General features: G+C 43.3%; 11 protein-coding genes. 8 read left to right on the plus strand and 3 right to left on the minus strand.

Annotated features, from left to right (window positions below; all coding sequences use genetic code 11):
- The 4 genes from EI164_RS10740 to EI164_RS10755 all read left to right on the plus strand — a co-directional run.
- A partial coding sequence (locus tag EI164_RS10740; protein ID WP_225739234.1) for a hypothetical protein occupies positions 1-483 on the plus strand: 483 nt, incomplete at its 5' end.
- A gap of 178 nt (positions 484-661) precedes the next feature.
- A complete protein-coding gene (locus EI164_RS10745; protein ID WP_192519961.1) occupies positions 662-1,960 on the plus strand; it encodes a VWA domain-containing protein in 1,299 nt (432 codons plus the stop codon).
- Positions 1,961-2,204: 244 nt separating this feature from the next.
- A complete protein-coding gene (locus EI164_RS10750; RefSeq protein WP_192519962.1) occupies positions 2,205-2,639 on the plus strand; it encodes a YbaN family protein in 435 nt (144 codons plus the stop codon).
- 233 nt (positions 2,640-2,872) lie between these two features.
- Positions 2,873-3,082, plus strand: coding sequence for a cold-shock protein (locus tag EI164_RS10755; protein WP_045453470.1), 210 nt, complete (start codon positions 2,873-2,875; stop codon positions 3,080-3,082).
- Between the two features lie 286 nt (positions 3,083-3,368).
- Here EI164_RS10755 and EI164_RS10760 read toward each other — a convergent pair whose 3' ends face one another.
- Positions 3,369-4,451 carry a YeiH family protein gene (locus tag EI164_RS10760; RefSeq protein ID WP_192519963.1) on the minus strand — a complete coding sequence of 361 codons (1,083 nt, stop codon included), beginning with the start codon at positions 4,449-4,451 and terminating at the stop codon, positions 3,369-3,371.
- A gap of 186 nt (positions 4,452-4,637) precedes the next feature.
- Here EI164_RS10760 and EI164_RS10765 point away from each other — a divergent pair, with 186 nt between their 5' ends.
- On the plus strand, positions 4,638-5,573 hold the full coding sequence (locus tag EI164_RS10765; RefSeq protein ID WP_192519964.1) for a LysR substrate-binding domain-containing protein: 936 nt from the start codon (positions 4,638-4,640) through the stop codon (positions 5,571-5,573).
- Between the two features lie 160 nt (positions 5,574-5,733).
- Here EI164_RS10765 and EI164_RS10770 read toward each other — a convergent pair whose 3' ends face one another.
- Positions 5,734-6,195 (minus strand): universal stress protein, encoded by a 462-nt coding sequence (locus EI164_RS10770; protein ID WP_192519965.1) that lies wholly within the window; start codon positions 6,193-6,195, stop codon positions 5,734-5,736.
- Positions 6,196-6,636: 441 nt separating this feature from the next.
- On the opposite strand from EI164_RS10770, the gene EI164_RS10775 reads away from it, so the two are divergent.
- Positions 6,637-9,714, plus strand: a complete 3,078-nt coding sequence (locus EI164_RS10775; RefSeq protein ID WP_192519966.1) for an insulinase family protein — start codon at positions 6,637-6,639, stop codon at positions 9,712-9,714.
- 142 nt (positions 9,715-9,856) lie between these two features.
- Positions 9,857-10,303: a hypothetical protein gene (locus EI164_RS10780; protein ID WP_192519967.1), complete on the plus strand. Its 447-nt coding sequence runs from the start codon at positions 9,857-9,859 to the stop codon at positions 10,301-10,303.
- A gap of 66 nt (positions 10,304-10,369) precedes the next feature.
- On the opposite strand, the gene EI164_RS10785 is transcribed toward EI164_RS10780, so the two are convergent.
- The gene (locus tag EI164_RS10785; RefSeq protein WP_192519968.1) at positions 10,370-10,933 is read right to left on the minus strand and encodes an NUDIX hydrolase; all 564 of its coding nucleotides are present in this window, start codon (positions 10,931-10,933) and stop codon (positions 10,370-10,372) included.
- Between the two features lie 338 nt (positions 10,934-11,271).
- Between EI164_RS10785 and EI164_RS10790 the strand changes: the two genes are divergently transcribed.
- Positions 11,272-12,012, plus strand: a complete 741-nt coding sequence (locus EI164_RS10790) for an NUDIX hydrolase (RefSeq protein WP_192519969.1) — start codon at positions 11,272-11,274, stop codon at positions 12,010-12,012.
- The last annotated feature ends 135 nt before the right edge of the window (positions 12,013-12,147 follow it).

The raw sequence follows: 12,147 nt of genomic DNA on the forward strand, positions 1-12,147 counted from the left end.
AGAGTAAGGCGTTGCTTATTTTTTTCAATGTTTTCTCAATTCTATACAGCCCCTAATAAGATGTTGACAGAGGTTATTAGTGCATGTGAAGTTATAGGAACTCTTAGGCTCATTAATTTGGACAATAATTTTGGACTGAGATTTAAAGCGCTGACATTTAGTGACTTTATTGTTTTTGAAAATAAATGCTTATCTATCAATATAGATTTTTTATTAGATAAACTACTTGCTTCATCTTCTACTTCGGTCAACAAACAAACTTTAATTAATTTATATGATCAATATTCCTCTTCAAATTACGACAATAAACAATTGTGTTGTGGTCATGATTGCAGTAATGTCTTAGCAGTTTACTTACGTGAATCTGATAATATCCAAGGTAATAGATTTAATAGAGATAGAGTTGAAAAGGATTTGATGCTAGCTTTTGATGAACATAGCAAATACTCTATATTTAATAGTATTATACAGCTTGCATCATAATTATATATATTCTAAATATATAGTTAGAGGCGTACCAACTTGGAGCAGTGTAAGAATAATTGCCACATTCTATTATTACTAAGTAAAAAACCGCCACAGCAAACACTGTAGCGGTTTTTTAATTTCAGTAATTAGTCTATTATCTCTAAAGGAATAACATTTTCACGTAAGGAACACCATGAATCATCTCACCGTCGGACAACGCGCGCCTTTAAGCAACCTCGCTATTGACGATACCGCACCTATCAAGCTCAAGTTCACTCGCCAAAGCCCAATAGAGATGGACATCAGCTGCTTTGGGTTAGACGCAGCTGGCAAACTGATCAATGATGATTACATGGTGTTTTATAATCAGCCAACCTCACCATGCGGGCAAATCAAGCTCACCCATTACGAGTCGCAGCCAACGGTGAGTAAAGGTATCCAAGCTGAGTTTGAAGTTAATTTATCCAAACTGGCGACTAATATAGACAGCTTGTTTTTTGTATTATCAGCCGACACACCGCTCAATCAAATTCAATCGTTGGAGATTGGCATTTGGCAACAGTCGCAAAAGGCACAGGCAGAGTATCAAGCAGCAGACTTTGCCCAGCAGCAAGCCAGTATGTTGATGCAACTTTATCGCAAAGGCGGTGTGTGGCGAGTATCTAACGTCGCGCAAGGCTTTAATGGTGGACTTGCCGCCATCGTCCAGCATTTCGGTGGTGATGTAGAAGAGGACACTACGCAAGCAGCAGACGTAACCGCCACACCAGTGCAAACAAAGCCGTCATTAGAAAAGGTCATGCTAGACAAAGCACCAAAACTGGTCAATTTGGCCAAAAAAGCCACGGTATCACTTGAGAAACGTCAATTGCAGCAATTAACCGCAAAGGTCGCGTTGGTGCTAGATGCATCAGGCTCAATGAACAGACAGTACAAAAAAGGCCGCGTGCAAGAAGTGGTTAATCGCATATTGCCATTGGCAGTGAACTTCGATGACGACCAAGCACTAGACTGCTGGGCGTTTGCTCGAGATCCACAGTACTTGGGTGAGATTGGGCTGAATAACTACGACGGTTTTGTTAAAAACGCTCATGGCGGCTGGCGCAAATGGAAACTTGGGCCGCGCATCAATAACGAAGCAGAGGTCATGAAAGCGGTGACGGAGTTTTATCAAAAAGATGGCTTGGATGTGCCTGTCTACGTACTATTTATCAGTGATGGCGGGGTGAATGACAATCGTGGTATCACCAGAGTTATGACGGAAGCGGCGAAACTTCCGATATTCTGGCAGTTTGTGGGCTTGGGTGGTCGTGGTTATGGCATCCTCAAAAAACTAGATGATATGGAAGGGCGCGTGATTGATAATTGTGATTTCTTTGAACTCGATGACTTGGATGATATCAGCGAAGAAGCCTTGTATGAAAACATGCTAGAGGAGTTCCCAAGCTGGCTAAAAGAAGCCAAGCAACTTGGTATAGTCAGTCCACTATAAAAGTATTATTGCCTCACCATACGATTGCCTTGTACTACTTTTAAATTGAACCGATCATATCGTGCAGCAATAATCTGATTATTTAATTTAAGCTAAATAAAAAACCGCTGACACTATAAGGTGAGCGGTTTTTTAGATCCATCGTTAACCAAATCTACTTATAATAAATAGCGGTTTTATAACAGACACAATACCTCTGTAGCTGTTATTCTCTATTACTATATCGTCTAATCGCATAACCTCTATGACCAAACCTAAAAAAACCTTTTATTATCGACCCAAGACCAACCAATCCACCAGTCCGACAGTGCGCTGGATATTTGTCATATTGGGTTGGTTGTTTTTTGTGTTGGGTATCATCGGAGCGTTATTGCCAGTGATGCCGACCGCGCCTTTTATCTTGTTGTCCGCAGGCTGCTGGGCGCGTAGCTCGCGGCGTTTTCATTTTTGGCTCATCAATCATAAATACTTTGGCAAATACGTCCGTGACTGGGAAGCGCACCGCGCCGTACCTTTATATGCCAAATGGCTAGCGACTATTATGATGACCATCTCAACATCCATGTTGTTTTATCGTTTACCTGCCGACATGATGTGGATGGCATGGTTAGTGGCAGCCATTTGTAGTGGGGTAGCGATATATTTATTCCGATTGCCCAATGCGTCAAAAATAGTGTGATTGGCGCAAAATAGCAGCGAAAAGCTGCCTTTCATTACACAAAACATGAGATAAGACTTGCGATGTGAGAATATTCGACTTATAATATGTCCAAGCTTAAGAGCAGTTCTGCACCAAATCATTACCTCGTAGTATTAGTTATAATCCTTCGTTTTAATATTTATCGTTCAGTAGCTATTTGCAAGCGTTACCGGTCACTAGACCATTAATAAATTTAAAAGTAGGATTATATTATGTCAGACGTTCAAAAAGGTACAGTTAAGTGGTTCAACGAAGCTAAAGGTTTTGGCTTTATCGCTCCAGAAACTGGCGCAGACGTTTTTGCTCATTACAGCGAAATCACTGGCTCAGGCTTCAAAACTTTGGCTGAAGGCCAAGAAGTTGAGTTCACTGTAACTCAAGGCCAAAAAGGCCCACAAGCACATAACATCGTTGCTATCTAATTTGTCTTTATAGACAGATAGATAAATAGATGTATAAAAAGCGAACCTTCGGGTTCGTTTTTTTTCGTCTATGATTTGATATAGTCAGTCCTAAATAAGAGAGATACAAGTATAGCTGTATTTATTTTATAGTGAATCGATCATATAGGCCGTTGAATATAAGTAGGTCGTTAAATATAAGTAAGCTGTTAAATATAAGAGCGACACAATAAAAAATACCCACGGCTATCAGAGTAGTCGTGGGTATTTTTATCGTTAGCGTGATGGCGATAGATAACGCAACATATCAAATTGAGCTAATACCAATATTAATCAGACCACCGCCTACTATTAACCAGCCAAACATAATGGCACCTAAGATTAGTGGTTTTACACCTGCTTGCTTGATCGCACCCAAATGTGTGGTTAGCCCAAGTGCAAACATGGCCATTGTTAGCAGTACATCATCAAGCATGACCATATTACGCTCAAACTCCGCAGACATTGGTACCCAGGTATGTAGGACAACGACCAAAATAAAGACAAAAGCAAACCAAGGCACTTTGACTTGTTGAATGCGGCTCATGACAGAGGGTTTGTTACCTTGATCGTTACTGCCTTTGGTCAACGCAAAAGATAAAACCAATAAGAACGGCGCGAGCATCATCACGCGTATCATTTTGGTCACGACCGCGGTATCGCCTACTTCGGTACTAACGGCATTACCTGCAACCACCACTTGTGCGACTTCATGGATAGATGAGCCAGTATAGATGCCGTATTGTTGGGCATTGAGCCATGGCTGTAACCAACCGAGATGGTACAAAAACGGATAAAGCAGCATAGCAATGGTGCCAAAGACCACGACCGTAGCCACAGCGATAGTGACTTTGTGCGCTTCGGCCTTGACCACTGGCTCTGCGGCGATAACAGCTGCTGCCCCGCAAATACTCGCGCCTGCACCAATCAATAACGTCGTTTGTTTATCGACTTTGAGCCATTTTGTACCTAACCAATAAGTGATTAAAAAAGTCGAGGTCAGCACCAGTGCGTCGGTCATAATCGCTGGCATACCGACGCTAGATACTTGTGTCAGTGTCAGTTTAAAGCCATAAAATATGATGGCGAGACGCAGTATTTGACCTTTGGCAAATGTCACGCCCACATGTAGCTGCTCAGCGAAACTAGAATAAACGGTATTGCCCAATATCATACCGAACAAAATCGCGAGCGTTAACGACGACAGTCCAACAATCCGTCCACTGGTCCAGCTGTCTAAGCTGCTGTTTAGCCACAAACAAAACAAGCTACCGACAAACACCACTATCAAACCTGCGAAATGGCGATTGGTTGGGAAGTAGTTGGTCACTGTTTTGGTTAAGGCGTGCATGACGAAGTGTCCTATTGTCCATAATCGAAATAAGCATAAGCTTATGAATAGACAGTATAAGATAAGCTGTTTTATAATAAAAACAGATTAATAAGATAAAAACTATCGATTTTTTGGGTTAATAGTGCAAGTTTAGGTTAATAGTACAAATTTGGGTCAGTAGTGCAAAATAGGATGGAGGCAGATATGAGAAAAGCCACACAGGTGTTACCGAAAATCACGCTGAAGCAGCTTTCTGTGTTTGTCAGTATTTATCAAACAGGTAGTACCAGTCGCGCCAGTGAGGAGCTGCATTTATCGCAATCAGCCGTCAGTAGCGCATTGAGCGAGCTTGAATCAAGGCTACAAATGCCATTGTTTGAACGAGTCGGGCGCAGGCTCAATCAGCATCCCAATGCCCATGCCATTTATGTCCAAGCGCAAGCGATCTTAGGGCAAGCATTGACACTGGAGCATTATCATAAGCACCAAGCAGGGCAGATTCATATTGGTGCCAGTACCACTATTGGCAATTACGTATTGCCGCCATTACTGGCTGAGCTGTATCAAGCCCTGCCAAATGCGAATATAAATACCTATATTGCCAATACTCAAGAGGTCGTCGCTGAGGTCGAGCAACTCAATATTGATATCGCTCTAGTCGAAGGGATGCCGCGCCCAACAGATATGAAGGCCATTGAGCAGCGAGAATGGCGAACAGATGCCTTGATAGTTTTTGCCAAGCGTGACAGTCAGTGGCTAAAAGATAAAGTGGCGTACAACGATAGGGATAACTGTTATGAGCTGAGTATGGAGCAACTGGCGCAGTTGCCATTGTTAGTGCGAGAGGCTGGGTCAGGCACGCGGCAAATTATCGACGAGCAGTTGCTTAAGTACTTACCGGATGCGCATATTATCATGGCGATTCAGCAGTCAGAAGCCATCAAGCATATGGTCAGTGCCGATATTGGGCTTGGTTGTCTATCGCAGTATGTCATCGAACCAGAGCTGGCGGCAGGCACATTGGTACAAGTGAAAGTAGCAGGAATCGATCTGTCGCGGACGTGGTGGTTGGTCTGGCATAAAGCCCGTCATCAGAGCCCCATTTGGCAAATGTTTATTGATATTTTGACATCAGAGTAAGGCCCAAAGCGTTAAAGGCAGACCATAAAAAGCCTCGCATCGCAGCTTGCTATAAAGCTAGTAGCTTGCCATGCAAGGCTTTGTTCAGAGCTGGTTTAATATAAGTCTATTGTTTTAAATTTACGAGCTGAACCTGAAACAAGCCGCTTGGAAACATAAACTACTTGGAAACAGGCTTATCCAGTCTGACGACCAAGCTATCACATGGTACGTTTGGCAGGATGTTATCTGCAGTAGCACCGCTTAGCCAAGCAGATATACCATGACGCTCGTGACGACCAATGACCAATAAATCAACGTCGTGTTTATGACAGTAATTGACGATGCCTTCACTGTTTGAAATGGCTGTTGTCACTTCAGAGTTGACAGCGGTTAATTGGTTGCGCTCCAAAAACTGAGCCAGTTTGGCTCGGGCTTCTTGACAGCGCTCATCGTCAATTTCATCGTATAAGCTAGAGGCAGGCACTAGCTCATAGCCAAAGCCAACCATGGTATCTTTTACGATATGTAGTACTGATAACCTAGAGCCAGGACGATTATCGACGATACGTTTGGCTTTTTGGGCAACCAAGTCGGCATCGGATAATAAATCAGTAACCAGTAAGATATGTTGATAACTCATGAGAGACTCCTCGTAGCAAGTAGTATTAACTATAGCACTACCAATGGCTGCTGTTAAGTTTGCTTTGTTAAAAAAGGCTGTCTTTAACATTTGTTTTTTTGGGTTTTCTATCTTTATCACGTCGGGATTTTTATCATGATAGTTGCTTGACTTATGGCAGTGTCAGCCCCATCTATTTCCGTTAGGCAAATTCTTTTTAATTGATACAGTTGTCATTTCTCATAATGTATCGGTATATGCCATTAAATTTGAATATTACTCATAAGTTAAGCACCATACGCACCATACTTTTATATGAACGCCATATAAAGACGACACTACAATAAGTATTACATTCACTATTTATCTATTGTTTACCCTGATTTTGTTTTATTGCTGGTGGCCTCATTGATAGGCTAGTGGCATATTGCGATAAACATGGGGCTATCCATAAGGACAATTATGACCGACACGTTATTTACTGCTGATCTAACTTTGCACCCTGCATTTGAATTGATTGAACACCGTCATATTGACGCGCTATCGATGGATGTATTGATCAGCCAACATGTTAAGACAGGCGCTATGCACTATCACTTGGCGCATCCGAGCGATGAAAATGCTTTTTTGGTTGGCTTTCGCACGCAGCCAATGGACTCAAAAGGTGAGGCGCATATTTTAGAGCACGTGGCGCTATGTGGCTCTGAAAAATTCCCCGTTCGCGATCCGTTTTTTTCGATGATTAAACGCTCATTGAATACCTTTATGAATGCGATGACGGCGGCGGATTGGACAGCATATCCGTATGCGACACAAAACAAAAATGACTATTTTAATCTGCTATCTGTCTACCTAGATGCGTCATTCTTTCCTAATATTCATCCGCTTGATTTTGCCCAAGAAGGCATTCGTGTTGAGCTGGACGAAGATGATAAGCCGCAGTTTAAGGGTATCGTCTTTAATGAGATGAAAGGGGCGATGAGCGGTGAGATTGATCAGCTGTATCATACGGTCGCGCATCATTTATTTCCAACGACCACTTATCATTATAATTCAGGTGGCGATCCTGCCGACATCCCAGACTTGACTCACCCTGAGTTGGTTGAGTTTCATCAGAGCCATTATCATCCATCAAACAGTGTGATTATGAGCTTTGGTAATATTCCAGTTGCTGAAACCCAAGCAAAGATTCATGAAGATGCTTTGACTCAGTTTGAAGCAGGCAAAAAGCACGTATCGCGTCCAGAGCAGCGTTTGTCTGCGCCGATCAGTGCCACTGATACTTATACGGCTGACGAAGCAGGCCCGGACCAAACCCATCACGTGTTGGCGTGGTTGTTACCATCGATTACCGATCCCAAGCAGCGTTTGGCATTACGTTTATTAGAAGGTGTGTTGATCGAGCATGCTGGCTCACCGCTGCGTGCTTATTTGGACAGTCACCCACTGGGTAAAGCGCCAAGCCCGCTACTAGGACTGGATGACAGTCATTACGAAATGGTCTTTTATACAGGTCTACGCGGCTCTAACCCTGAGCATGCCGAAGCGGTAGAACAGGGTATTCTTGATTTGCTCACAGAAGTGGCTAGCTCGCCAGTCGATGATGAAACCATCGAAACCATCTTGCACCAGATTGAGATTGATCAACGTCATATCGGCGGCGATAGTATTCCTTATGGTTTAAACCTCATGCTAGAAGGCTTCAGTACCGCTATTCATGACGGCAATCCTATCGATGTGTGGCAGGTGGACGAGCATCTGCAGTGGCTACGTGAGCAAGTCAAAGATGCACAGTGGCTACCGAATTTAATCAAAACCCATCTGTTAGACAATCAGCATCGTGTCCGTGTCACCTTGACTCCTGATAGTGAAAAGACTGCTCGTTTGGCTGCCGCTGAGCAGACGCGTCTCGATACCATTGCGATGGATCTGACCGCTGATGATAAAGCCATCTTAAAGCAACAAGCCTTAGATTTGGCAGCACGTCAGGCAGCACCTGATGATTTGAGTCTACTGCCAAAAGTCGGTCTAGAAGATGTACCAACGGATATTAGCTTTAAACAAGGCACGCAAAAGCAGGTCAGTCTAAGCGGGCGAGACAGCACGTTATTTGAATATGAAGCGGGTACCAATGGTATCTATTACTATCAAGTTATCATACCGTTGACCGATGCGATTGGTCAGGGTGATAGTGATGAGCTGCCAGTCAATGAAGTGATTAACCATCCACTACTGCCTATTTATTTAAGTCTGTTATCAGAGCTAGGTACAGACTCGCTCAGCGCCCATGAAATGCAGGCCAAACAAGCAGCGCATTCATCAGGGGTGACCGCTCGTATTAGCCAGCGTACCAATATTGATGATAGCCAAGCGATTAGCAGCTATTTCGTCGTGGCAACGCGTGCGCTGAACCGCAAGCCTGAAGCGATTGATTTGCTCAAAGAAGTCATGGAGCACAGTATCTTTACTGAGCATGGCCGTATCAAAGAAATTTTGCAACAGCGTCAAGCAGGTTGGCAGTCGAACCTAGCGGGTTCAGGGCATTCTTATGCGATGCAAACGGCCAGTCGCGGTATGAGTCGCCAAGCGCAATTAGAATACGTACGCAGCGGTTTGCCAGCATTGAACGCCTTAAAAGACTTTTTGACGCATGCAAGTCATGACGATGCACAGTGGGATGCACTGGCCACTAGCTTGATGGGTTTACATCAGCGTTTGATCAGCTTGCCTAAACATGCGGTTATTATCTGCGAATCTGAGCAAAGCGAACGTTTGAGCAGCTTAATTGTCGATAGCTGGAGTGACAGTCAAGCGCCAAATATTGCAGAGCAACTCAGCAACTCTGAGGCGACTATTGATTCCAATATTCCAAGTGAGTTTGCAAGCTTGCAACTGGATACAGCGCTAAATGGCGAGAAAGATACTGTCAAAGCGCTAGAAAGCGGTGTGGCGCTCGAGGTTGAAGATCTAGCATGGTTAGTGCCGACCAACGTCTATCATAATGCCAGTGCCTATACTGTACCAGCCGCTACGCATCCTGATACGGCAGCACTGATGGTATTAGCGCCTTACTTGCGTAATGGTTACCTGCACAGTGCCATTCGTGAGCGCGGCGGTGCTTATGGTGGCGGGGCAGGTTATGATGCCAATGCTTGTGCCTTTAAGTTCTTTAGCTACCGTGATCCGCAGTGTGCTGAGACCTTTGCACACTTTGATGCCAGTATCGAATGGTTATTGAATGAGCCACAAACCGATGAGCAATTAGAAGAAGCAATCTTGGGTATTATCTCAGGTATGGATAAGCCGGGCTCTCCAGCAGGTGAAGCTGTCAAAGCGTGTTTCGCTAACTTGCATCATCGCGGTGTAGAGTGGCAGCGTAAAATGCGCGCGTCGATATTGGCCGTGACGGTGGCTGATTTACAGCGCGTTGCTAAGCAATATCTACAAGGACAGGATCACGTACGTGCAGTATTAGCCCCTTATGATAAAGAAGAGGCGGTAAAAGCGTTAGGCTTTAATGTCTGTAAAATAAAGAGCTAATAGTGCTTGTTAGATAGAGCCAAATCTTGATAATGAGTATTAAAAAAGCAGACAATAATGAATTATTGTCTGCTTTTATTTTGGTTGTAAATAACTTAAGATGGGGCTATTTTTTATTAGCAGTTAATCAATAGGAACCGACTTGGCAAATAAACATGATTTGCACATCGAAGCGTGCACGGCATCTTTTTTACACTTATTGGGTTACGCTCTGCCTTACAGCCTGAGTTATGTCTTGCTGGTTTATTTTTTAACTATATTAGGCTTTCAGTTAGATATTTTTCTCTTAATCTTATTTACGATTTTTATTTTAAGCTTTGCGACGACTACTGTTTTTTATAAACGCCAACATAGGCTTTTACAGACAACAGAATGTAATCGCATGGCGCTGTTATCGGCAATACTGCTACTGATAATGGCTATAGTGCTTATGACACAGTTTTTTGGAGGGCTTGAATTTACTTGGTCAGAGCTTAGTATGGTTGGTTTTCAAAGCTTTATTGCTATCGCAGGTGTGTTGCTCTTCATCGTAAACTATATTCTAATTTTCTTTAGCCTTTGGTTGATACAGCGCTATTGGCGGCGTTAGGCCTAAAATCTCAATATACAAAAGAGCCACTGCTTTTATAAGATAGTGGCTCTTTTTTGGGTTAATCTAGTAACGTTTGATACTTTGCTCTTTACCGACATAATCCTGATGGACAGGGAAGTCAGCATGGTCATTGAATTGCTTACGGTCTTCAAAATAGCTTTTGAGAGTACGGCGTATCGCTTCAAAGGCAATGCTGTCCCAAGGAATATCCTCTTCGGCAAACAGTGCAGAATCAAGACTTTCAGAGCCAATTCCATAAGCACCGTCTTTGAGTTCGGCTAAATAGATAGAGTATATCTGTCCAATATCTGGAATATCATACAGGCAATATAAGTGCGGATTGACAACGACGGCTTCGGCCTCTTCAAAGCTCTCACGTGCCGCACCTTCAGCCATAGTTTCGCCATTTTCCATAAAGCCTGCGGGCAAGGTCCATAAGCCATATTGCGGCTCAATCGCACGGCGACATAACAGTACTTTATTATCATGAATGACTAGTGAGCCGCAGATCACTTTTGGGTTTTCATAATGGATATAGTGGCACTTTGGGCACACCAAACGCGGCATATTATCCGTGGCTGGTATTTTTTGTTCTGCTTCATGGCCGCATTGGAGACAATAGCGCATACATCAACTGCCTTATATAATAAGAATGAAAAAGAGGAATATTGAAAATATCCGTGATTATTTAATAATTTATGATTCTTGTAGGGTGCGGATATGGCTTAGATAGCCCACCCGCTATATAGCTGTCACAGCCTTGTCTTTACTTCCTTGTACTTATATATCGACCTTGTTTCGCTTAGTTAGGCCCGATTATAGTAATAGTTATTATGCATAACATAGCATAGTTTTTTATCACACTAGCAGTAATAATAGAGCATCACGCTTGCAATCGATTAATTTTGCTATGCTTTTTAGGGTATATTAAAGCGTTATACTGATAAAATTATAGGGCATTTATAATGTTACTTCCTTCTCAGTCTGTAAGTTTTGATGAATTGTCAGTCGCTGTGCCTGCCCTTATTCGTTATCCGACACTCAGAAAGCTGGCTGAGCGGGTACAGCATGAAACCCTCAATGGAATCATGAGCAGCTCGGCCATGAATGACACTGATCACATGTCTCAGAGCGTCCGAGTTTTGGACAGCTTGTATCAGACATCGATTGCCGATGCCTCTGTACTGGTCGCCATCACTCATGAGCGGCATCCCAAGCTGCTACTGACACTTCGTGCAGCGCACATGAATAGCCATGCAGGTGAGGTATCTTGTGCAGGTGGTAAGTATGAGATAGGCGATGGTAATAATGTGGTCACTGCTGTGCGTGAGGCTTGTGAGGAGACGGCATTACCACCCGATAAAGTACAGCTGCTTGGTCAACTACCGATTCAGACTTCTAAGAGCGGTATGAGTGTCAGACCTATCGTGGCACTTATTGCGCCGGATTTAATCTTAGTGCCGGAGATTGGTGAAATATCCCGTATTTTTTGGGCAGATTTTGAGTCGCTAGTGACGCAGCCTACTGTAGAGTATGAGGTGGAGTATACGATGCAAAATGAAAAGGCAACTCTACTCACGCCCAGTTGGCAAATCGATGGTGAGACGGTATGGGGGTTGACGGGGCGAGTGATTGCTAGCTTATTAGAAACTGGGTTTGATCGGCAGCTTGAATGGTACTACCGTGTGCAAGATACGCGGTTATAGTGCATCCTATATCAATTGATTATTTTCTTAGATTAACACATGAAGTGCAATACCAAATGCAAGGTGAAAAAAAGACCTAGATGCGCTAGCATCAAAGTTTTTATCCACCGACCAAAGTGAGATTGCAACCATGAG

The sequence above is a fragment of the Psychrobacter sp. FME13 genome (assembly GCF_014861395.1).
GTDB lineage: Bacteria > Pseudomonadota > Gammaproteobacteria > Pseudomonadales > Moraxellaceae > Psychrobacter.